Genomic DNA, 23,052 nt, shown 5'->3' with positions numbered 1-23,052 from the left:
GCTGCGCGCCGCCTGCCCTTGGGCCTTGCCGCAAGGACGGCGCGCTTCCTCTCGATTCCTTGCCCGGAGACGCTGCTGCATGGTGTTCCGTATTTCCATCGCGCAGGTGGCCTTGCTGGTGCTGATCGCCGGCGTCGCACCCGGTCCGTTCGACGACGTGGTGCAGGCGGCACTGGCCCAGGTCATCCGCGGCGCCGGCTGGATGTACCTGCTGGTGGTGTTCCTGACCCTGGCCTTCATGCTGTATCTGGCCTTCGGCCGCTTCGGCCATCTGCGCATCGGCGGCGAGGATGCCGAGCCGGATTTCTCCCGCGCCAGCTGGCTGTCGATGCTGTTCGCCGCCGGCATGGGCATCGGCCTGGTGTTCTGGGGCGCGGCCGAGCCGATCTCGCACTTCCTCAAGCCGCCGGAAGGCCTGCCGCCGCAAAGCATGGAGGCGGCGCGCGCGTCGATGCGCTACGCGTTCTTCCATTGGGGCCTGCATCCGTGGGCGATCTACGCGTTGATCGGCCTGGCGATGGCCTGGTTCCAGTACAACCGCAACGGCCGCGGACTGGTCAGCGACATGCTGCAGCCGGTCATCGGCCGCCACCACCGCGGTGCGATCGGCAACGCGGTGAACATCGCTGCGGTGGTGGCCACCGCGATCGGCGTGGCCACCACGCTGGGTTTCGGCACCATCCAGATCGCCGCCGGCCTGCAACGCGTGGTCGGCGTGCAGGCCAGCATCCCGGTGCAGATGGGCATCATCGCGGTGGCCTTCGTGCTGTACATGGCCTCCACCGCCAGCGGCGTGGAGCGCGGCATCAAGTGGCTGTCCAACTTCAACCTGGCGCTGGCCGCGCTGTTGCTGGCCGCGGTGCTGGTGCTGGGTCCGACCGGCTTCATCTTCGACACCTTCACCACCACGTTGGGTTCCTATCTCAACCAGCTGGTGACGATGAGCCTGCGCATGTCGCCGTTCTCCGGCAGCAAGTGGGTGGCCGAATGGACCATTTTCTATTGGGCCTGGTGGATCGCCTGGGCACCGTTCGTCGGTGCGTTCATCGCCCGGGTCTCGCGCGGGCGCAGCATCCGCGAGTTCGTGGTGGGCGTGGTGCTGGCCCCCACCCTGCTCGGCTTCGTGTGGTTCTCGGTGTTCGGCGGCGCGGCGCTGTGGGCGCAGCTGTTCGGCCACGTCGACATGCTGCAGGCGCTGGGCAACGGCTACGAGACGGTGCTGTTCACCCTGTTCGACAGCCTACCCGGCTCACTGCTGCTGTCCAGCGTGGCCTTGCTGCTGCTGACGATCTTCTTCGTCAGCTCGGCCGACTCGGCGGTGCTGGTGCTGGCCAGCATGTCCACCGACGAGGCCGGCGATCCGCCGCTGGGACGCAAGCTGGTGTGGGGCGTGGCGGTGGCGTTGATCGCGGCGGTGTTGTTGCTGGCCGGGGGCCTGGACGCGCTGCAAGGCATGATCACCATCGCCGCGCTGCCGTTCGCGGTGCTGATGGTGCTGGTGATCGTTGCGCTGTACCGCGTGCTGGACGCCGAGTACACGCGCGAACGCCACCGCGATCGACACGCCAGGCACATGATCGAGGCGTGGATCGCGCGCGAACAGGCGGCGCAGGCCCCCACGCGCAGCGAAGCGGAGCGCGCGCAGGAATGAGCACGCGGGCCGCACTGCCGGCCACTGCACGCGCGCCGTCCACGTAACCGTCGCGGCGCCGACTCAGTAGCCGGCGGCCTGCCCGTCCTTGCGGCTTTCCGAGGCGCCGTAGTACACGCCACTGGCTGGGTCGCGGGCGATCGCCTGGTAGCCGCCATACGGGCCGTCGGCGAAGATCACGCGGTGGCCCTTGCGCATCAGCGCGCGGATCGCATCGTAGGAAAACCCGGTTTCCAGATTCAGCTCGCCGCCATCGCTCATCGCCGTGGCCTGCCCGGTCGGTTCGGTGGAGCCTTCGTGCTGGATCCGCGGCGCGTCGCCGGCTTCCTGCAGGTTCATGTGGAAATCGATCAGGTTCATCACGATCTGCACGTGGCCCTGCGGCTGCATCGCCCCGCCCATCACGCCGAAGCTCAGCCACGGCTTGCCGTCCTTGGTCACGAACGCCGGGATGATGGTCTGGAACGGGCGCTTGCCCGGCGCGTAGCCGTTGGGATGATCCTTCTTCAGCACGAACATCTCGCCGCGGTCCTGCAGGATGAAACCCAACCCCGGTGGCGCCATGCCGCTGCCCATGCCGCGGTAGTTTGACTGGATCAGCGACACCATCATGCCGTCGGCATCGGCCACGGTGAGGTAGATGGTGTCGCCTTCCTCCAGCTGTTTCGGCGTGCCCGGCTGCACTTCCTTCAGCGCCTTGTCCATCGAGATCAGCGCGCGCCGCCGCGCGGCATAGTCCTTGGAGATCAGCTTGGCCAGCGGCGCCGGCTGGAACGCCGGATCGGCGTAGAAGCGCGCGCGGTCGGCGAAGGCCAGTTTCTTGGCCTCGGTGAACAGATGGATGTGCTCGGCCGAGCCGAACGGGATCTTGGAGAAGTCGTAGCCCTCCAGGATGTTGAGCATCTGCAGCGCGGCGATGCCCTGGCTGTTGGGCGGCAATTCCCACACGTCGTAGCCGCGGTAGTTGCTGCTGACCGGCTCGACCCATTCGCCATGGTGGCTGGCCAGGTCGTCGTAGCTGAGGAAGCCGCCATTGGCCTTGAAATAGGCGTCGATGGTGCGCGCGATCGGCCCCTTGTAGAACGCGTCGCGGCCGCCGTCGGCAATTTGCTGCAGCGTATTGGCCAGGTTCGGGTTCTTCCACAGTTCGCCCTTGCGCGGCGCATGGCCGTCGATGGTGAACTGCTCCTTGAAGCCGGGGTACTGCGACAGTCGCGGCACCGAGCGGTCCCAGTAATAGGCGATGGTCTCGGCCACCGGATGGCCTTCGCGCGCGTAGCGGATCGCCGGCGCCAGGTTCTGCGCCATCGGTCTGCGCCCGAAGCGTTCGTGCAGCGCGAACCAGCCGTCCACGGCGCCCGGCACCGACACCGGCAGCGGCCCGGTCGGCGGAATGTCCTTCAAGCCGCGGCGCTGGAACTCGGCCAGGGTCAGCGACTTGGGCGAACGGCCCGAACCGTTGTAACCGTACAGCTTGTGCGTCTTCGGATCCCACACGATCGCGAACAGGTCGCCGCCGACGCCGTTGCCGGTCGGCTCCATCAGGCCGAGCGCGGCGTTGGCGGCGATCGCCGCATCCACCGCCGAACCGCCCGCCTTCATCGTGTCCAGCGCGATCTGCGTGGCCAGCGGCTGCGAGGTGGCGGCCATCGCGTGCGGCGCGATCACTTCCGAGCGCGTGGCGAACGCCTGGCCGGTGACGCGGTCGGCGGCTGCGACGAGCGATGGCAGGCCCAGCGCGAGCGCCAGGCAGGCAACGGACAACTTCGAAACGGACATGCGCTTTCCCCTCAGTGCGGATACCGCACCACCCTACCCGAGCGGGGCCGCACGCGCAGCTGCGGCCGCGCCGGTCTCTTACGCAGCGCTTACGGCGGCGCTCTATCCATGTCCCGCGCGCGCCGCCGCGCACCCGCGCCATCCGGCGCGGGTTCGCCACGGGGGAATGTCGCGCCGTGCAGGGAATAGAGCCTCGGAGCATCGTGCTGCTTGCCGCGATGCTTCTGCCGAACGCCACCGCATCGGCGCCATACGCCGCCTACATACAACCGGCGGCGCCGCATGGCCCAGAGCCTTCGCCCGCATTGCGCGGCGCCATCAGCGGCTTGCCGCTGTGCAGCGCAAGCGTACGCGCGCTGTTGCAAGCGCCAGTCGAGCTGGCGCCGCAGGCGCCTGCCACGCCCGCGCCCGCGCCGCGCGCCTGCGCGAACACGGCGCACGCGCGAAACGCCACCGATGTGCCGACGTACTGTGTCCGCAGCCACGGCACCGACCGCGACGGCCCAGGCATCGCTGCGACATAGGGCACCTCTATTAACCCCAAAAGCATGTCGATGCACTTGCGAGACGCCGACACGCCCAGTCCGCAGGTTTCGGCATCGATACGTTCGAGATGGCATGGAGTGGCAAAGGCGCATTGGCGGTAGACGGTGGCGTTGCGGCCGCGTTTTTCGTGGACGCCTTGGCATCACGGCCACTTCGTTCTCCTGTCGCGGCTGAAGCCGCTCCTACACATGCGCGCCGTGCTCTTGTAGGAGCGGCTTCAGCCGCGACAGGAAAAAGGACACGCCATCGCCACGTGCAGCGTGCAGCGTGCAGCTTCCGCAATGGAGTTATTAGAGGTGCCCATCGGGCGGCTGCCGATCCTGCCGCTCGCGGCTCGCCGCCGGCACGTGCCGGCGCGCGATACGCCGGTGGCGGCGCCCGGTCCCGCCGACGCCGTCGGCTATCGGGTGCTGGAGGACCGCAGTTGGCGCGATCGATCTGCGCGCAGGTCGTCGCGTAGCGCAGCAGCCAGTTGCAGCGTCTCCGGCGCCGGCGCAACGCATAGTTCGCTGCGCAGGCGCTGCCGCAGTTGCTCGAACTCCAAGCGCGCCAGGTCTGGCGCGCCGGCCGCCGCCAACGTCGCCATCAGCGCGCGCGCATGGCGCTCATTGCAGGGATCCGCCGCCAGCAGCCGGCGCGCCAGACCGATCGCCAGATCCGGCCGGGCTGCGCCGAGCAAGGCATCGCGACGCCGCTCCAGGCGATGCGCTGCATAGGCTGCGCAACGCACCCGGGCCGCATCCAACCAGGCCCGGGCCTCGGCGCCGTCGTCGATCTCCACGCCCTCCAGAAGCCTGCCATCCAGCATCGCATCGTCCAGCGCAGCAGACGTGCAGCGCACGTCCAGGGCATCGATGTCGCAGCGGGCCTGCGGGTCCAGCGCCAGGGTGTGGCGCGTGCCCCACAGCCAGGCATCGCGATCGATCGCCCGCAGCGCGCGGCGCAGGTCGGCCACCACCTGGCGCAGATTGGTCAGTGCCGCGGCTTCGGACAGCATTGGCCACAACAGCCAGGCCAGCGCCACACGCCGGTGCGCGCGCCGCTCCAGCGCCAGGTACGCCAGCAGTACCCAGCCCTTGCGGTAACGCAGGCCGACCGCGCGCAGCGGATCGCCCAATGCCGGCGTTCCCAGCAGACGGATGGGCGCGCACGCCGCATCGTCCGCGCGACCTTCGCTGCCGTCGCTGGCGCTGCAGGTCCACGCACCGTCCGTGACAGGTTCCGCTGCCATGCTGCCCGAGCGGTCCATCCTCGCCTCCGTCGCTGCCGCGCAACTCGCCGATGCCGTACCGGCGCACGCGGCGCCGGGTATCCCGCGTGGCGCCGCAACGCCGGGCCACGCTCGGCCGCGACTATGCCCAGGCCGCTGCCGGTCGGCTTGATCGGACTTGCGGTCGGTCGGCGGCCCCGGCCAAGGAGCTCGGCGCCCGCTCAGCCCTGCAGCGGCAGGCGCAGATCCAGATCGTGGGCGCCACCTGCGTGCAGCCAGGGCGGCTGATGGAAGAACTGGAAACCGCCGGTCGCATCGGCCGCGAAGGTCTCCCCCGCGCCGTGCAGCCAGGCGAAGCTCAATGCGCGGTAGCTATGAAACAGCTCGGCATAGGGACCTTGATGGCGCAGCGAAACATAGCGGCCCGGCTCGAACTCGATCGGGGTCAGCGCAGTGCCGGCCACGTCCAACCCGGTGTCGACCACGGCACAGTCGTAACGCAACATCGCCGGCGCGGTGATTTCCGGCGTGTCCTTGACCACGCCCACCGGCTGGCACGCCTGCGGATCGATTCCGGCCGAGCACAGCACGTCGGCAAAGCGCTGCCAATAGGTCTCCACCTCGGTCCATGGCCCGAAAAAGCGCAGCGCCAACAGCCGCTGTGCGCCGTGTCGCGCCACCCGCGCCTGTGCGGCCCGCTCGGCGTCGCCGGGTGCCGGGCCCACCGAGACCTGCCGGGCGAACGCGCGGTATTGGCTGGGAACCAGCCCGAACTGGCGCTGGAAGGCGCGGATGAAGGCCTCGTGGCTGGCGTAGCCGCAGGTCAGCGCGATTTCCAGCACCGGCGCCTCGCTCATCGCCAGGTTCATCGCGGCGCGGTCCAGGCGGACGCGGCGGATGTACGCGCTGGGCGTCTCGCCCATCGCCTCCAGAAACGTGCGCTGGAAGTGGAACGGGCTCAGGCCGACATGGCCGGCGATCGCGTCCAGCGACAGCGGTCCCGCCGGATTGCGCTCCATCAACCGCAGCGCGCTGGCGATGCGCGCGTCGTCGAGCTGCATCGGCAACGGCGCCTTGCGGCGCAGATGCGGCGCAGCGGCCGGCGGCGGATCGCCCAGCAGACTCCATTCGTAGGCGATGCGCGCGGCGCACTCCGCATCGGTGGTTGTCGGCGATGGCGGCTGGTCTTCGGGACGGGACATGGCGAACACCTTGCACGGCGTTCCATTGTCGGCGCTGCGCGGACGCGGCGCATCCCCGCCGCCGCGCTCAGCGCGAAGCGAGCGCCTGCCCGGAATCCAGGCGGCGCAGCAACTCGGCCTGCGGCGCCAGTTGCGCGACCAGCACCGGCCGCGCTTGTCGCAATTGCGCGTGCGCCTCCTCGCGCCGGCCGGCGGCGAGCAGCGCTTCGGCGAGCGACACCCGCGCCATCGCCGTCGGCACCGCCGCGCCGCCCAGTTCGGCCTGGTCCGCCTGCACCACCTGTTCCCAGCCGCGCAGCGCGGCGGTGGTGTCGCCGGCGCGCTGCGCCAGTTCCGCGGCCAACATGTCGCGGCGCCGCTGCAGCTGCGTCGAAGGCCAGCCGGCCACGGGCCGTATCGCGTCCAGCTCGCGTTGCGCGCGCGCCAGTTCGCCACGGCGCATGCGCAGCTCCACCTGGTTCAGGCGCTGCACCAATTGCCGCGGATGGTCGACCGGATACTGCCGCGCCATGCCCTCGTAGGCGTGTCGCAACAGCGGCTCGGCTTCGTCCACCCGATCCTGGCGCAGCAGCATGCGGCCGAGGTTGCTTTCGGCATTGAGCGTCATCGGGTTGTCCGGGTCCAGCCGCTGGCGGCGGATCTGCCAGGACTGCCGATACAGGTCTTCGGCAGCGGCCAGATCGCCGCGCGATTCTTCCAGCGTGGCCAGGTTGTTGAGATAGCGCGCATGATCGACGCTTTGCGCCAACCCCAGCGCTGGCAGCATCGCCAGCGCCTGCAGATAGTGCGTGCGTGCCGCCGCGAAATCGCCGGCATCCTGGTACACCGACGCGAGTTCGTTCTCCGCATCGGCCAGCAGCGGACTCTGCGCGCCAAACAGCGCACGCGCCAGTTCCAGGTTGCGCTGCATCAGCGCGCTCGCCTCGGGCAATTCGCCCTGCGCGGCCAGTGCTTTGGCCAGGCCGTCGGCGCTGTGCAGGTAGTCGACGCTGCGCACGCCGGATTCGCGTTCCTTCAGCGCCAATGCGCGCCGGTACCACTGCTCGGCCTGCGCCTGATCGCCCTTGGCCTTGAACACCTGGCCCAGGTTGTGCATCACCGAGGACGGGCCGCCGTCGGTCTTCGTTCCCGGCTGCATCCGCAATGCCAGCGAGCGCTGCAGCATCGCCACGGCTTCGTCGGCGCGCCCGACGCGGCTCAAGGCCAGACCCATCGCGTTGGTCGCCTTGGCCAGGGCGTCGCGGTCGCCGCTGCGTTCGGCGAGGCGCAATGCCTCGTTCGCCACGGCCAGCGCATCGCCGCGCTCGTTGTTGGACAGCAGCACCGCCAGGTCGCCGAGCGCCAGCGATGCCAATGCCGGCGCGTCGACCTGTGCGCTCTGCAGTTCGCGCGCGGCCTGACGCAACAGCGCCTCGGCACGCGCGTCCTCGCCCAGGTTCAGGTAGGCGCGACCGAGCGTGGCCCGCAACCGCGCGCGCACTGCCGGCGATTGCGCCAGGCCTTGGTCCAGTTGCGCCGCGCAGCTGTCCAGCACCTGCCGCGCGCTGATCGTCTCGGTGCCATGGGCGCCGCGGCTGCGCGGATCGGCGGCGTCGAAGGCGGCGGTCATGAACTGGCTGACCTGCTGCGCGATCGCCGCCTCGCGCTGCGCCTGTGCGCGGGTCTCCAGCAGGCGCCACATGAAGCCGGCGCTGAGCAGCAGCACCGCCGCGGCCACCGCGCTTTCACGCCAGCGGCGGCGCAGCAGGCAGGTCAGCGCATAGCGGCGGCCGCCGCCACGCGCCTGTACCGGGCGGCGGTCGAGATGGCGTTGCAGATCGGCGGCCAGCTCGGCGACGTTGGCATAGCGCTGCGCCGGATCCTGCGCGCAGGCCTTGGCCGCGATCGCATCCAGGTCGCCGCGCAGCTGCCGGCGCGCCGCCGGCCGCTGCGCAAGCGCACTGGGTGCGGGGCAGGCCGCCCCGGCCCCGGCGTGCGCCGGCAGACGCTGCCCGGACAGCACTTCGATCAGCATCACGCCCAGGCTGTAGACGTCGCCGGCCACGCCCACCGGCTGCCCGGCCAGCAGTTCGGGGCTGGCATAGGGCGGCGTGCAGAAGCGGCCGCGCTCGGCGCCGTCGGCCGCGTCCTGCAATCGCGCGATGCCGAAGTCCAGCAGTACCGGCTCGCCATCGGCGCGGACCAGCACGTTGCCGGGCTTCAGGTCGCAATGCAGCACCAGCCGCTGGTGCGCCGCCTGCACCGCGCGGCAGATGCGCAGGAACAGCTGCAGCCGCGCCGGAAGGTCCAAGCCCCGCGCCTGCAGGTAGACATCCAGGGCGACGCCGTCGACGTACTCCATCACCAGGTACGGCTGCCCGCCCGGGGTGGCGCCGCCGTCGTACAGCCGCGCGACGTTGGGATGCTGCAGGCTGGCCAGGATCTGCCGCTCGGCCGCCAGCCGCTGCGCGGTCAACGCGTCGGGCAGGCCGCGCAGCAGCTTCACCGCCACCTGCCGCTGATATTGCTCGTCCGCGCGCTCGGCGACGAACACGCTGCCCATGCCGCCGCTGGCCAGGAAGCGGGTCAGCCGCCATGGACCGAGCCGGTCGCCCACGCCCAGTTCCGGCGCGGCCATGCGTCCGGCCAACGCCCGCAACGGTTCGGCCACTTGCTGCAACTGCACGGTCTGCGCGGCGAGCAGGGCCAGCGCTTCCTGCACCAGCGCCGGATCCTGGCTGAGCCGCTCCAGGGTCGGCTGCCACTGCGCCGGCGGCAGATCGCAGACCGATTCGAACAGCTGGCGTACCTGTTGCCAGCGTTCGTCGCTCATGGGCGGCCCGGATCGGCGCTGAGTTCGCGCTTGAGCCAGGCGCGGGCGATGCGCAGGTCGCGCTCGACGGTCGGCACCGACACCTCGAGCAGGCAGGCGATCTCGTCGTGGGTCATGCCGCCGAAGTAGGCCAGCTCCACCGCATGCGCCGCGCGCGGATCGACATCGGCGAAGCGCTGCAGCGACTGGTGCAGGGCCAGCACCTGGTATTCCTCGCTGGGCGCGGCGCCATCGCGGTCGGCATGCGACAGGGTCATCATCATCGCCCCGCCACCACGCTTGGCGGCCAGGTTGGCGCGCGCGTAATCGACCAGCACCGCGCGCATCTTCAGCGAGGCCAGGGCGAAGAAATGCACCCGGTCGCGGTACTCCACGTCGGCGTCGAGCATGCGCAGCAAGGCTTCATGGACCAGCGCGGTCGGCTGCAGCAGGGCGTCGCCATGGCGCACCGCCATGCGCGCGGCGGCCATCTCGCGCAGCGCGGCATAGACCAGTTCCAGCAATCGCGCTTCGGCCTGCGTGTCGCCGCTGCGCCAGCGCTGCAGCAGACCGGTGACCTGCCCGCTCTCGGCCACGGCCGACGCGGAGGGCTTGCGCGGAGCGAGCGCCACGGGAAGAGATTCGGAATGCATGCGCCGGATCGTCGAACGGAAGTGGTTGAAGGTGGCCGGCAACGGCGTGGGCCGTGGCAACCGCGCCAGAGTACCGCAGGACGGCAACCGCCAGTTGACAGCGTGTCGCAGGCGCGCGAGGTGCCGATTTTCCGCGCAATCGGCCGCGCAGACGCTGTGCCCGCGCACCGTTTCAGGCGTAACGATGCTGTGCTGGTGCGGCTTTCGGCACATTCGCGGTTTCGACGCGGCAGCAGGGTTGACAGCCCTGCAAAGGCCATGTTTATCTCGCTGCATGTTGCATCGCCACACCAGCCCGAAGCCGACCCGCCTGCCCGCCGCGCTGCGCGCGGACGCCGCCGCGTCGCTCCTCGTACTCGTGCTTATTACCTCGCCCACAAGTGCGGGACGAACCGGCGTGTAAGCGACAAGCAGCCTGGATTCGATCAGACCCCGCACCGGCAACGGCGCGGGGTTTTTCATTTTAGTAACCGCGAAACACCCGCTTCCCTTCCTACCCACACGCTTCGAGGAAATTCGCCCCATGACCAGTTCCGCACAGCCCACCACCAAGATCGCCATCGTCGGTTACGGCAGCCAGGGCCGCGCGCACGCGCTGAACCTGCGCGAGTCCGGCTTCGACGTCACCGTCGGCCTGCGCGCGGGCGGCCCGACCGAAGCCAAGGCGCAGGCCGACGGCTTCGTGGTGAAGAGCCCCGCCGACGCGGTCAAGGACGCCGACCTGGTCGCGGTACTGACCCCGGACATGGTGCAGAAGAAGCTGTACGACGAGGTGTTGGCGCCGAACATGAAACAGGGCGCCTGCCTGCTGTTCGCGCACGGCCTGAACGTGCATTTCGACATGATCAAGCCGCGCGAAGACCTGGACGTGGTGCTGGTCGCGCCGAAGGGACCGGGCGCACTGGTGCGCCGCGAGTACGAGATCGGCCGCGGCGTGCCGTGCATCTGGGCCGTGTACCAGGACAAGAGCGGCAAGGCCGAGCAGTTCGCGCTCGAGTACGCCGCCGGCCTGGGCGGCGCACGCGCCAACCTGATCAAGACCACCTTCAAGGAAGAGACCGAGACCGACCTGTTCGGCGAGCAGGCGGTGCTGTGCGGCGGCGCCTCGTCGCTGGTCCAGGCCGGCTTCGAAGTGCTGGTGGAAGCCGGTTACCAGCCGGAAATCGCCTACTACGAAGTGCTGCACGAACTGAAGCTGATCGTGGACCTGTTCTACGAAGGCGGCATCACCCGCATGCTCGAGTTCGTCTCCGAGACCGCGCAGTACGGCGACTACGTCAGCGGCCCGCGCGTGATCGACGCGGCCACCAAGGAGCGCATGCGCGACGTGCTGACCGATATCCAGAACGGCACCTTCACCAAGAACTGGGTGGCCGAATACAACGCCGGGCTGCCGAACTACACCAAGTTCAAGCAGGCCGATCTGGAGCACCCGATCGAAGTGGTCGGCAAGCAGCTGCGCGCCAAGATGGTCTGGCTGAGCAACGACGCCGCTGCCGCCAAGCCGGCCGCGACCGGCCAGCAAGCCGCGTAACCCGCGGCTCCCCCACCCGCTTCCACCGAAAGGTCGCCACCGTATGAACTCCTCCGCTCACGGCACGCCCCGCAACGGCGCGCGCTGGCTGACGCAGGCCCTGGAAGCCGAAGGCGTGGACACGCTGTTCGGCTATCCGGGCGGCACCATCATGCCGTTCTACGACGCGCTGGTAGACAGCCAGCTCAAGCACATCCTGGTCCGCCACGAGCAGGGCGCGGCGCTGGCCGCCAACGGCTACGCCCGCGCCAGCGGGCGGGTCGGGGTCTGCGTCGCCACGTCCGGCCCGGGCGCCTCCAACCTGGTCACCGGCATCGCCGATGCGATGCTGGATTCGGTGCCGATGATCTGCCTGACCGGGCAGGTCGCCACGCCGCTGCTGGGCACCGACGCGTTCCAGGAACTGGACGTGTTCGGGCTGACCCTGCCGATCGTCAAGCACAGCTTCCTGGTGCGCCGTGTGGACGACCTGCCGCAGGTGCTGCGCGACGCGTTCCGCATCGCCCGCGAAGGGCGTCCGGGACCGGTGCTGATCGATCTGCCCAAGGACGTGCAGCTGGCCGACGCCTCGCACCTGCCCGACCACGTGCCGGCCGCGGTGCCGACACCGCCGGCACCGCACGCGGCGGCCCTGGCCGACGCGCTGGCGGCGATCGCCGGCGCCGACAAGCCGGTGATCTACGGCGGCGGCGGCATCGCCCTGGCCAATGCGGTGGACGCGTTCCGCCACTTCGTCGACGCCACCCGCATCCCCACCGTGCTGACCCTGCGCGGGCTGGGCGCGTTGCCGCACGGGCATCCGCACTACCTGGGCATGCTCGGCATGCACGGCACCCGCGCCGCCAACATGGCGGTGCAGGAGTCGGACCTGCTGATCGTGGTCGGCGCGCGCTTCGACGACCGGGCGACCGGCAAGCTGGCCGAGTTCGCCCCGTTCGCGCGGGTCATCCACCTGGATGCCGACGCCTGCGAGATCTCCAAGCTGCGCCAGGCCGACATCGCCGTGCCCGGCGACGTGGCCGAAGCGCTGCGCGCGCTGAGCGCGGCGACCAGCACCTGCGAGGCGTGGCATGCGCGCTGCATCGGCCATCGCGAAAAATTCGGCGCGCGCTACGACGCGCCGGGCGAGGACATCTACGCACCCGGCCTGCTGAAGCGGCTGAGCGAGCTGGCCCCGGCCGATACCGTGATCGCCTGCGACGTCGGCCAGCACCAGATGTGGGTGGCGCAGCATTGCCGCTTCAACCATCCGCGCAACCACCTGACCAGCGGCGCGCTGGGCACCATGGGCTTCGGCCTGCCGGCAGCGATGGGCGCGCAGTTCGCCTGCCCGGACCGCACCGTGGTGCTGGTCAGCGGCGACGGCAGTTTCATGATGAACGTGCAGGAGCTGGTGACCATCGCGCGCTGCAAGCTGCCGGTGAAGATCGTGCTGCTGGACAACAGTTCGCTGGGCATGGTGCGGCAGTGGCAGGAACTATTCTTCGCCGAGCGCTACAGCGAGATCGACCTGTCCGACAACCCGGACTTCGCCGCGCTGGCGCAGGTGTTCGGCATCCCGGCCAAGCGCATCACCGCGCGCGGCCAGGTCGAGGACGGCCTGGCCGAACTGCTGGCGCAGCCGGGTCCGGCGCTGCTGCATGTGGCCATCGACGCGCGCGCCAACGTGTGGCCGCTGGTGCCGCCGAACACCGCCAACAGCACCATGCTGGAGAGCAACCCCGCGACCCAGCGCCAGGAGATCCCCCATGCGATACCAGCTTGACCTGGTGCTGAAACCGATCGACGGCGCACTGCTGCGCGCGATCGGGATGGCCGAACGGCGCGGCTTCGCGCCGATCTCGATCAGCGGCGCGCCGGTCGCCGAGGACGCCGGCCGCTGGCACCTGCAGATGGTGGTGGACGGCACTCGCCCCGGCGAGAGCCTGCGGCTGCAGATGGAAAAGGTGTACGACTGCGAGTCGGTACGGGTCACCGCGCTGGATGTGGTGCCATGACGAGGCCGGGATTCGGGAGTCGGGATTCGGGATTCGGCAAGCCCGCCGACGGCTGCGCCGTCGCCGCTGCCGCGCCGGCGATCCGCCAGCGCTATGCCATCTCACGGAGGAGTCTTCTTCCACGGAGGTTTCTTCTTCGGGCACAGGATTCGCATGTCGAATCCCCACTCCCCAATCCCAAATCCCGGCATCTCCATGCCTGACCGCGGCCGCCCCGCCCCGCAGGAGCCCGACGTAGGCGACGTAGCGGTCAGCGTCGCCGACGTGCTGGCTGCGCAGGCGCGGCTGCGCCGCTACCTGCCGCCGACGCCGGTGCACTACGCCGAGCGTTTCGGCGTGTGGCTGAAGCTGGAGAACCTGCAGCGCACCGGCTCCTACAAGGTGCGCGGCGCGCTGAACGCGCTGCTGGCCGGGCTGGAGCGCGGCGACGAGCGCACCATCATCTGCGCCTCGGCCGGCAACCATGCGCAGGGCGTGGCCTGGGCCGCGCACCGGCTGGGCGTGCAGGCGATCACGGTGATGCCGCACGGCGCGCCGCAGACCAAGATCGCCGGCGTCGCCCACTGGGGCGCCACCGTGCGCCAGCACGGCGACAGTTACGACGAGGCCTACGCCTTCGCCCGCGAACTGGCCGAACAGAATGGCTACCGCTTCCTGTCCGCGTTCGACGACCCGGACGTGATCGCCGGCCAGGGCACGGTCGGCATCGAGCTGGCCGCGCACGCCCCGGACGTGGTGATCGTGCCGATCGGCGGCGGCGGCCTGGCCTCCGGCGTGGCCCTGGCGCTGCGCTCGCAGGGCGTGCGCATCGTCGGCGCCCAGGTCGAGGGCGTGGATTCGATGGCACGGGCGGTCCGCGGCGATCTGCGCGCGATCGACCCGGTACCCACCCTGGCCGACGGCGTCAAGGTTAAAATCCCCGGGTTCATCACCCGCCGGCTGTGCGCCAGCCTGCTCGACGACGTGGTGATCGTGCGCGAGGCGGAACTGCGCGAAACGCTGGTCCGCCTGGCGCTGGAGGAGCACGTCATCGCCGAGGGCGCCGGCGCGCTGGCCCTGGCGGCCGGCCGCCGCGTCGCCGGCAAGCGCAAATGCGCGGTGGTGTCCGGTGGCAACATCGACGCCGGCGTGCTGGCGACGCTGTTGTCGGAGGTGCGCCCGCGCGCGCCACGCAAGCCGCGCCGCCGCAATGCCGAGCGACTTCGCAACCAACGTGCCGCCGCCCCGCCCGCTCCCGCTCGCCCCGCGTCTTCGCTCTCCCATCCGCCAGCCACCGCCGCCGTAGAGGAAACCATCTGGTGAACACTTCTCCTTCTTCCCAGACCCCCCGCATCCGCATTTTCGACACCACCCTGCGCGACGGCGAGCAATCCCCCGGCTGCAGCATGACCCCGCCGCAGAAGCTGGTCATGGCGCGCGCCCTGGCCGAGCTGGGCGTGGACATCATCGAGACCGGCTTTCCGGCCAGTTCGCAGTCCGACCGCGAGGCCATGGCGCTAATCGGCCGCGAACTGCGCGAGCCGACCCTGGCGGTGCTGTCGCGCTGCCTGGCCGCCGACATCGAGACCTCCGCGCGCGCGCTGGAGGCGGCGGCCAAGCCGCGCCTGCACGTGTTCCTGTCGACCAGCCCGCTGCACCGCGAGCACAAGCTGCGGATGAGCCGCGAGCAGGTGCTGGAATCGGTGCGCAAGCACGTGTCGCTGGCGCGCCAGTACGTGGACGACGTGGAATTCTCGGCCGAGGACGCCACCCGCACCGAGGAAGACTTCCTGGCCGAAGTGAGCGCGGTGGCGATCGCCGCCGGCGCCACCACCATCAACCTGCCCGACACGGTCGGCTTCACCACGCCCGAGGAGATCCGCGGCATGTTCTCGCGGATCATCGCCAGCGTGCCCGGCGCCGACCGCGTGGTATTCAGCACCCACTGCCACAACGACCTGGGGCTGGCCGTGGCCAACTCGCTGGCCGCGGTGGAAGGCGGCGCGCGGCAGGTGGAATGCACCATCAACGGCATCGGCGAGCGCGCCGGCAACTGCGCGCTGGAAGAGATCGCGATGGCGCTGAAGGTGCGCAACGCGTTCTACGAGATCGACACCGCGATCAACACCCAGCGCATCGTCGCCAGCTCGCAGCTGCTGCAGCGGCTGGTCGGCATGCCGGTGCAGCGCAACAAGGCGATCGTCGGCGGCAACGCCTTCGCCCACGAGTCGGGCATCCACCAGCACGGCATGCTGCGCCACCGCGGCACCTACGAGATCATGCGTCCGGAAGACGTGGGCTGGGAGTCCTCGCAGATGGTGCTGGGCCGCCACAGCGGCCGCGCCGCGGTCGAACAGCGCCTGCGCGCGCTGGGCTATGTGCTGGAAGAGGCCGAACTGAACCTGGCGTTCGAGGCGTTCAAGGCGCTGTGCGAGCAGCAGCGCGTGGTCAACGACGCCGACCTGCAGGCGATGATGCAGGACGCGCCGGAGAGCCAGGGCTACCGGCTGTCGTCGATGACCGTCAGCGACCGCGGCCAGCGCGCCAGCGCGCAGGTCGAGCTGTCCGATCCGGACGGCCAGCGGGTCAGCGAGCGCGCCGAAGGCGACGGCCCGGTGGATGCGCTGTTCGCCGCGCTGGCCGCGGCCACCGGCGTGCAGCTGACCCTGGACAGCTACCAGGTGCACAGCGTCGGCATCGGCGCCGACGCGCGCGGCGAAGCCAACCTCAGCGTGCGCCACGGCGAGATCGAATACGACGGCAGCGGCACCAGCCGCGACATCATCGAGGCCAGCGCGCTGGCCTGGCTGGACGTGGCCAATCGCGTGCTGCGCCAGCGCCAGGGCGCGCCGGCCGACGCCGCGACGGCGGCCGCCTGAGCGGCCACGCCGCCGTCATCGTCGCGATGCACCCTTTCCAGCTTCCCCTCCTTGCCCAGCGTCCCTGCCAGGTAGTCCCGTAATGTCTTCGACCCCCCGCACCCTGTACGACAAACTGTGGGACGCGCATGTCGTCGTCCCCGAAAGCGACACCGCTCCGGCGGTGCTGTACATCGACCTGCACCTGATCCACGAAGTGACCTCGCCGCAGGCGTTCACCGAACTCAAGGCGCGCGGCCTGAAGCCGCGCCGTCCCGACCGCACCAAGGCGACGATGGACCATTCCACGCCGACCCTGCCGCGCGGCGCCGACGGCAAGCTGCCGTACTACACCAAGGCCTCCGAGGCGCAGGTGGACATGCTCGCGCGCAACTGCGCCGACTACGGCATCGAGCTGTTCGACATGGGCTCGGACAACCGCGGCATCGTGCACGTGATCGCGCCCGAGCAGGGCTTCACCCAGCCCGGCATGACCATCGTCTGCGGCGACAGCCACACCTCCACCCATGGCGCGTTCGGGGCATTGGCGTTCGGCATCGGCACCAGCGAGGTCGGCTACGTGCTGGCCACGCAATGCCTGCTGCAGCGCAAGGCCAAGACCATGGCGATCACCGTCGACGGGCCGCTGGCGCCCGGCGTCGGCGCCAAGGACGTGATCCTGCACATCATCGGCGTGATCGGGGTCAACGGCGGCACCGGCCACGTGCTCGAGTACCGCGGCTCCACCATCGCCGCGATGGACATGGAGCAGCGCATGACACTGTGCAACATGTCGATCGAGGCCGGCGCGCGCGCCGGCATGGTCGCGCCCGACCAGGTCACCTTCGACTGGATGGCCAACACCCCGCGCGGCCCCAAGGGCGCCGAGCTCGACGCCGCGGTGCAGCGCTGGTCGCAGCTGCGCAGCGATGACGGTGCGCGCTTCGACGTGGAGGTGCGCATCGACGCGCGCGACATCCGCCCGACCCTGACCTGGGGCACCCACCCAGGCACCGCGATCGCGGTGGACGTGCCGATTCCGGCGGCACAGGACGCGGCCGCGCAGAAGGGCCTGGACTACATGCACTTCGCCTCCGGCCACGCGCTGATCGGCACCCCGGTGGACGTGGTGTTCGTCGGCTCGTGCACCAACGGCCGGCTCAGCGACATGCGCGAAGTGGCGCAGGTGCTGCGCGGCCGCCGCGTCGCGCCGAACGTGCGCATGCTGGTGGTGCCCGGCTCGGAGATCGTCAAGCGCCAGGCCGAGGCCGAAGGCATCCACGAGGTGGTGCGCGCCGCCGGCGCCGAGTGGCGCGAATCCGGCTGCTCGATGTGCATCGCGATGAACGGCGACCTGGTCGCGCCGGGGCAACTGGCGGTGAGCACCAGCAACCGCAACTTCGAAGGCCGCCAGGGTCCCGGTTCGCGTACCTTGCTGGCGTCGCCGATGACCGCGGCCTGGGCGGCGGTGAACGGCAAGGTCAGCGACCCGCGCACGCTGTTTGCGGAGGTCGCGTGATGGTCCCGCACATCGCCGCGTTCGCGGCCACGCTGACCTTCGTCGCCGCCACCACCCGCGCCTTCGCCCATCGCGGCAAGCCGCTGCTGCCGCCGCACGTCCCCACCGCGGCACTGCCGCCGGCGACAGTGCCCGATGCGGCCGTCGCCGACCCCGCCACCGTGTCACAGGAGACCTGCTGATGGCCGGATTCGCCGCCCTCACCTCGGCCAGCGTGGTGCTGCGCCAGACCAACATCGACACCGACCAGATCATCCCGGCGCGGTTCCTGTCCACCACCGAGCGCGCCGGTCTCGGCCGCAACGCGTTCAACGACTGGCGCTGGCAGGCCGACGGCACGCCGAACCCGGAGTTCGCGTTCAACCAACCGCACAACGCCGGCCGCCAGATCCTGCTGGCCGGGCGCAACTTCGGCTGCGGCTCCTCGCGCGAGCACGCGCCGTGGGCGCTGACCGACCTGGGCCTGCGCGCCATCGTCAGCAGCGAGATCGCCGACATCTTCCGCAACAACAGCCTGAAGAACGGGCTGCTGCCGATCGTGCTGGACGAGGCCGACGTGCAGACCCTGATGCAGCGCCCGGACGACCAGCTGACCGTGGACGTGGCCGCGCGCGAACTACGCACGCCCGACGGCCGCGTCTACATCTTCCCGCTCGACGCGTTCTCGCAGACCTGCCTGCTCGAAGGCGTCGACGAACTCGGCTACCTGCTGCTGCGCCAACCCGCCATCGAACAGTACGAGGCCACCCATGCACGCTGACATCGTCATCCTGCCCGGCGACGGCATCGGCCCCGAAGTCGCCGCCGCCGCGGTCTCGGTGCTGCGCACCATCGCCCGCCGCTACCAGCACACGTTCCAATTCCACGAACACGACATCGGCGGCATCGCCATCGACCGCCACGGCGAGCCGTTGCCGGCGGCGACGCTGGCCGCCTGCCAGCAGGCCGACGCGGTGCTGCTGGGCGCGGTCGGCGGGCCGAAGTGGTCCGACCCCAACGCCAAGATCCGCCCCGAGCAGGGCCTGCTGGCGATCCGTCGCGGCCTGGGCCTGTTCGCCAACCTGCGCCCGGTCAAGCCGCATCCGGCGGCGCTGGACGCCTCGCCGATCAAGCCGCACCTGCTCACCGGCGTGGACATCGTGGTGGTACGCGAGCTGACCGGCGGCATCTATTTCGGCGACAAGACCCGCACCGCCACCGACGCCAGCGACCTGTGCCGCTACAGCGTCGAGGAGATCGAGCGGGTGTTGCGCAGCGCGTTCCGCCTGGCCCGACAACGCCGCAATCACGTCACTTCGGTAGACAAGGCCAATGTGCTGGAAACCTCGCGGCTATGGCGCGACGTGGCCACGCGCATCGGCCGCGACGAATTCCCGGACGTGCGCCTGGAACACCAGCTGGTCGATTCGATGGCGATGCACCTGCTGGCCAAGCCGCGCGAGTACGACGTGATCGTCACCGAGAACATGTTCGGCGACATCCTCACCGACGAGGCGTCGATGCTCGCCGGTTCGCTCGGCCTGCTGCCGTCGGCCTCGCTGGGCGAAGGCCGCATCGGCCTGTACGAGCCGATCCACGGCTCGGCGCCGGACATCGCCGGCAAGGGCATCGCCAATCCCTACGCCACCATTCTCAGCGCCGCGCTGCTGCTGCGCCATTCGCTGGGCCTGAACGCCGAAGCCGAGGCGATCGAACAGGCGGTGGACGCCGCGCTCCACGCGCACGCCTTCACCGCCGACCTCGCCGCCCCGGGCCACGGCATTTCCACCAATGCGGCCGCGCGCGCGGTGGTGGAGCAGTTGCAGGCGCACGGCTCGGTGCCGGCCGAGGAAGCGCACGACTGAGCGGCACACCGGCCTGCCAGCCATGCGGCTGCGCAGCGCCGGGATGCGGGAAACGCACCGGCGGCCGCAGTTCGATGACGGCGGCCGCCGGAGCCGGCATCGCCCACCACTCCCTTCGTTTCGACTGAAGCCGCACTGCATAAGGCTTGCGGCCCTCCCACGGACTGCACTGTGGGAGGGACTTCAGTCCCGACGCGGTCCACGCGATACATCACTGCGTGGCTCGTCGCGACCGCAGCCAGCCCCATCGGGCTGGTGGCACGCCGGCTCGACGCACGGTGAAGGGACTTCAGTCCAGACGATGCAGTCATCGCCCGCGCTCGCTACCAAACATGCGGCGCGATGCAGGCGCTGCAACGCACGCCCGCTACTCCGCCCCGCTACCCGATCACCCGATCGCGGCCTTCGTGCTTGGCCTGGTACAGGCGCTGGTCGGCCAGCACCAGCAATTCGCGCCGGGTCTGCAGCGCCGGGCTGACGCAGGCGAAACCGACGCTGGCCGTGCACTGCACCGTGCGCCCATCGACGTCGTGGACCACGATCGCGGCGACGCGGCGGCGCAGGTCGTCCAGCCGCGCCCGCGCCTGTTCGCGGTCCAGGCCCGGCAGCACCAGCAGGAACTCCTCGCCACCATGGCGCGCGGCGAACGCGAGTTCGCCGAGCGTGGCGCGCAGCACCTCGCCGACCCGGCGCAGCACTTCGTCGCCGATCTCGTGGCCGTGGCTATCGTTGATCCGCTTGAAGTTGTCGATGTCCAGCAGCGCCACGCACAGCGGCGATTGCATGGCCCGCGCGTGCTCCAGCGCCGCGGTCAGGTGCGGATCGGCGGTACGCCGGTTCGGCAGCCCGGTCAGCGCGTCGTGGCCGGCCTGGTGGGCGAGCTTGCGCACCAGCTCCTCGCGTTCGAGATCGGCCAGCTTCAGCGCCAGGTTCTTCGCGCGCAGTTCGTGGGTACGCTCGGCGATGATGCGGTTGAGCCGGCGCTGGCGGCGCAGGTAGCGATGGCTGCGGCCGCGGTACCACCACAGCAGCAATCCGCTGAACGCGATCGCCGCGATCACCACGAACGCGCCGCGCTGCCAGAACGGCGGCACCAGGTCCAGCTGCAGCGCGGCGCGACCGACCAGATCGCTGCGCGACCAGTCCATCGCGTTGGTGGTCGCCTGCACTTCCAGCCGGTAGTCGCCGGGCGGCAGGTTGGTATAGACCGCCTCCTCGCTGCTGCCGGCATCGATCCACTGCCGGTCGAAGCCGTGCAGGCGATAGCGGTAGCGCATCTTGTCCGGCGAGCGGAAGCTCAGCCCGGCGTAATCGACGCTGAGCCGGCCGACGCTGCCGTGCAAACGGTAGTCGGCGCGCAGCGGCTGCTCGCGGCCATCGACCTGCAGCCGCTCGATCACCACCGACGGCGCGCGCAGCGAACGCCGGCTGGGCAGCGCCGGATCGATCAGCGCCAGGCCGGCGGAGGTCGGGATCAGCAGGATGCCGTCGCGGCCCAGCCAGCCGGCCGGCGCGCTGCTGCCGTTGCCCTGGCTGCCGGGCATGCCGTCGCTGCGATCCACCACGTCCACCGCCAACTGCGTGCGGCGGCCGGCATCCAGCTGCGCGATGCTGTCGCGGGCGATGCGGAACACGCCCTGGTTGCTGGTCACCCACAGATGGCCCTGGCCATCGTCGATGACCCGGAACAGCTTGTCGCGCGGCAGCCCGACGCGATGGTCGTAGATGCGGAAGCGGCCGTCGCGCAGCCGCAGCAGGCCGCGGTCGCTGCCGATCCACAGCGCGCCGTCGGCGTCCTCCAGAAAATCGAACGCGTTGTGCGCGGGGAACGCGGCGCCGGCCGGCCACCCGCGCAGCGTGCCGTCGGCCGACAGCGACGCGATGCCGCCGCTGGTGCCGATCCACAGCACGCCGGCGCGATCGCGGTACAGCGCCTGCACCTGCAGCGCCGGCAGGCCATCGGCCAGCGTGTACAGACGGGTGCGGCTACGGTTGCGGTAGGCCAGGCCGGCATTGCCGCCGACCCACAATCCGCCGTCCGCATCCTGCAACAGCGTCCGCACCATGGCCTGCGGGATGCCGGCCCCGGTCCCGAGCCGTTGCCGGACCGCACCGTCGGGCGCCAGCAACAGCACACCCTGGTTGTAGGTGCCGACCCACATGCCGCCATCGTGGGCCGCGGCCAGCGCCAGCACCGACGGATCGCGGCCGCTGGCGGCGATGCGCACCGGGGCGATGCGGCCGTGCTGCCAGCGGTCGAGGCCGGCGGCATGGCCGATCCAGACCGCGCCATCGGCGCTCTGCTGCACCACCCGCACGTAGTCGCCGCCCAGGCCGTCGCGCCGGGTCAAGCCGCCGGCGTCGCCGGCGGCGACGCGGAACAGGCCGTCGGTGCTGCCGGCCCAGATCAGACCCTCGCGATCCTCGATCAGCGCCGGGCTGACCACGCCGGAAATCGACAGCATTTCCTCGCTGACGCCGCTCGGCGAGCGCCGCAGCAACTGGCCGCTGGACAGGCTGGTCCACACCTGGCCCTGGCGGTCCTGCAACGCGGCATCCACGCGCTGGCCCTGGCGCAACCACTGCAGCGCGCCGTCGGCGTGCAGCCAGAACACCCCGGCGTCGCCGGCGACCAGCAAGCCGCCGTCGCGATCGCGGCTCAGCCGCCGGACCGGCGCCGTGCGCATCGCGTCCGTACGGCCCCACCGCCGCGCGCGGCCCGTCGCCGGGTCGAGGCGGAACAGCCCCAGCGCGGTGCCGACCAGCACGCTGCCGTCGGCCTGCTGCAGCAGCGCCGCGACCCGGGCCTTCGGCAGCCCGGCGGCGGCGCCGGCCGCGCTCAGGCGGCCATCGGCCTCGATCCGGAACAAGCCGTCCTCACTGCCGACCCACAGCGCACCGTCGCGGGCGCGCAGCATCGACGCCACCTGCAGCCGCTGCGCACGCGCATCGCCCAGATGTTCCCAGGCGCCCCCCGCGTAGCGGAACACGCCGTCGTAGGCCGTGCCGACCAGCACCCCGCCGTCGCGCTCGGGCACGATCGCGAACACGCCGGACATCTCCATGCCCGGCGTGTTCTGCCGGTCGAACACGGTGAAGGCGCGGCCATCGAAGCGCGCCACGCCTTCCCAGGTGCCGATCCAGAGCAGGCCGTCGCGGTCCTGCGCCAGCGCATGCACCAGGTTGTGCGGCAGGCCTTCGTCCATCGTCCAGCGCACCACCGTCGGGCGGTCGGTGACGCTGCGCGCGGTCAGCGGCAGCGTGGCCTGGGCCAGGGCAGTCCCTGCCGCGCAGCAGGCGCACCACAACATCAGCAATACACCGATGACGCCGATGCGAGCGCGCAGGCGTTGCCGCAACGCGGACGCGCTGCCGATGGTAGTGTGACGATGGTCCCCCTGCTTCATTGCTTCCCGAATCATGCCTCTCGGCGGCATGCGGCTCCGAACCGCACGAGAAGCCAATTTATCACTCCATGTTCGCCGCCGA

17 protein-coding genes are annotated in these 23,052 nt (G+C 70.6%); 11 read left to right on the top strand and 6 right to left on the bottom strand.

The window, feature by feature from the left end:
- The first annotated feature begins 79 nt into the window (after nucleotides 1–79).
- Nucleotides 80–1,651 carry a BCCT family transporter gene (locus tag AB3X08_RS04600; protein ID WP_369936549.1) on the top strand — a complete coding sequence of 524 codons (1,572 nt, stop codon included), beginning with the start codon at nucleotides 80–82 and terminating at the stop codon, nucleotides 1,649–1,651.
- Nucleotides 1,652–1,714: 63 nt separating this feature from the next.
- Here the strand turns inward: AB3X08_RS04600 and ggt are convergent, their stop codons facing one another.
- The 5 genes from ggt to AB3X08_RS04575 form a co-directional block, all read right to left on the bottom strand.
- Entirely contained in the window at nucleotides 1,715–3,430 is a 1,716-nt protein-coding gene (ggt, locus tag AB3X08_RS04595) for a gamma-glutamyltransferase (protein WP_369936548.1), read from the bottom strand.
- 946 nt (nucleotides 3,431–4,376) lie between these two features.
- A complete protein-coding gene (locus AB3X08_RS04590) occupies nucleotides 4,377–5,207 on the bottom strand; it encodes an AfsR/SARP family transcriptional regulator (RefSeq protein WP_369936546.1) in 831 nt (276 codons plus the stop codon).
- A gap of 200 nt (nucleotides 5,208–5,407) precedes the next feature.
- Nucleotides 5,408–6,388 carry an AraC family transcriptional regulator gene (locus AB3X08_RS04585; protein WP_369936545.1) on the bottom strand — a complete coding sequence of 327 codons (981 nt, stop codon included), beginning with the start codon at nucleotides 6,386–6,388 and terminating at the stop codon, nucleotides 5,408–5,410.
- A gap of 67 nt (nucleotides 6,389–6,455) precedes the next feature.
- Nucleotides 6,456–9,200 (bottom strand): tetratricopeptide repeat protein, encoded by a 2,745-nt coding sequence (locus AB3X08_RS04580; protein ID WP_369936543.1) that lies wholly within the window; start codon nucleotides 9,198–9,200, stop codon nucleotides 6,456–6,458.
- Nucleotides 9,197–9,832, bottom strand: a complete 636-nt coding sequence (locus AB3X08_RS04575; RefSeq protein WP_369936541.1) for an ECF-type sigma factor — start codon at nucleotides 9,830–9,832, stop codon at nucleotides 9,197–9,199. The genes AB3X08_RS04580 and AB3X08_RS04575 overlap by 4 nt, the downstream gene beginning before the upstream one ends.
- Here AB3X08_RS04575 and AB3X08_RS04570 point away from each other — a divergent pair.
- From AB3X08_RS04570 to leuB, 10 genes are all read left to right on the top strand, one after another.
- The gene (locus AB3X08_RS04570; RefSeq protein ID WP_369936540.1) at nucleotides 9,831–10,235 is read left to right on the top strand and encodes a hypothetical protein; all 405 of its coding nucleotides are present in this window, start codon (nucleotides 9,831–9,833) and stop codon (nucleotides 10,233–10,235) included. The genes AB3X08_RS04575 and AB3X08_RS04570 overlap by 2 nt on opposite strands.
- Nucleotides 10,236–10,355: 120 nt before the next feature.
- Complete coding sequence (ilvC, locus tag AB3X08_RS04565; protein ID WP_369936538.1) at nucleotides 10,356–11,366, top strand: ketol-acid reductoisomerase; 1,011 nt, start codon at nucleotides 10,356–10,358, stop codon at nucleotides 11,364–11,366.
- A gap of 43 nt (nucleotides 11,367–11,409) precedes the next feature.
- On the top strand, nucleotides 11,410–13,131 hold the full coding sequence (gene ilvG / locus AB3X08_RS04560) for an acetolactate synthase 2 catalytic subunit (RefSeq protein WP_369936536.1): 1,722 nt from the start codon (nucleotides 11,410–11,412) through the stop codon (nucleotides 13,129–13,131).
- On the top strand, nucleotides 13,115–13,363 hold the full coding sequence (locus tag AB3X08_RS04555) for an ACT domain-containing protein (RefSeq protein ID WP_369936534.1): 249 nt from the start codon (nucleotides 13,115–13,117) through the stop codon (nucleotides 13,361–13,363). Before ilvG ends, AB3X08_RS04555 begins: the two co-directional genes overlap by 17 nt.
- A gap of 195 nt (nucleotides 13,364–13,558) precedes the next feature.
- Nucleotides 13,559–14,665, top strand: a complete 1,107-nt coding sequence (locus tag AB3X08_RS04550) for a threonine dehydratase (protein ID WP_369936532.1) — start codon at nucleotides 13,559–13,561, stop codon at nucleotides 14,663–14,665.
- On the top strand, nucleotides 14,662–16,221 hold the full coding sequence (locus tag AB3X08_RS04545) for a 2-isopropylmalate synthase (protein ID WP_369936531.1): 1,560 nt from the start codon (nucleotides 14,662–14,664) through the stop codon (nucleotides 16,219–16,221). The genes AB3X08_RS04550 and AB3X08_RS04545 overlap by 4 nt, the downstream gene beginning before the upstream one ends.
- Nucleotides 16,222–16,303: 82 nt before the next feature.
- Nucleotides 16,304–17,719: a 3-isopropylmalate dehydratase large subunit gene (gene leuC / locus AB3X08_RS04540; RefSeq protein WP_369936529.1), complete on the top strand. Its 1,416-nt coding sequence runs from the start codon at nucleotides 16,304–16,306 to the stop codon at nucleotides 17,717–17,719.
- On the top strand, nucleotides 17,719–17,901 hold the full coding sequence (locus AB3X08_RS04535) for a hypothetical protein (protein WP_369936527.1): 183 nt from the start codon (nucleotides 17,719–17,721) through the stop codon (nucleotides 17,899–17,901). The genes leuC and AB3X08_RS04535 overlap by 1 nt, the downstream gene beginning before the upstream one ends.
- Entirely contained in the window at nucleotides 17,901–18,479 is a 579-nt protein-coding gene (leuD, locus tag AB3X08_RS04530) for a 3-isopropylmalate dehydratase small subunit (protein WP_369936525.1), read from the top strand. The genes AB3X08_RS04535 and leuD overlap by 1 nt, the downstream gene beginning before the upstream one ends.
- Nucleotides 18,469–19,563: a 3-isopropylmalate dehydrogenase gene (gene leuB / locus AB3X08_RS04525; protein WP_369936523.1), complete on the top strand. Its 1,095-nt coding sequence runs from the start codon at nucleotides 18,469–18,471 to the stop codon at nucleotides 19,561–19,563. The genes leuD and leuB overlap by 11 nt, the downstream gene beginning before the upstream one ends.
- A gap of 380 nt (nucleotides 19,564–19,943) precedes the next feature.
- Here leuB and AB3X08_RS04520 read toward each other — a convergent pair whose 3' ends face one another.
- Entirely contained in the window at nucleotides 19,944–22,970 is a 3,027-nt protein-coding gene (locus AB3X08_RS04520) for a two-component regulator propeller domain-containing protein (RefSeq protein WP_369936522.1), read from the bottom strand.
- Nucleotides 22,971–23,052: the final 82 nt, after the last annotated feature.

This window comes from Xanthomonas sp. DAR 34887, from assembly GCF_041245805.1.
GTDB lineage: Bacteria > Pseudomonadota > Gammaproteobacteria > Xanthomonadales > Xanthomonadaceae > Xanthomonas_A > Xanthomonas_A tesorieronis.
This window is presented reverse-complemented; position numbering and strand designations above follow the sequence as displayed.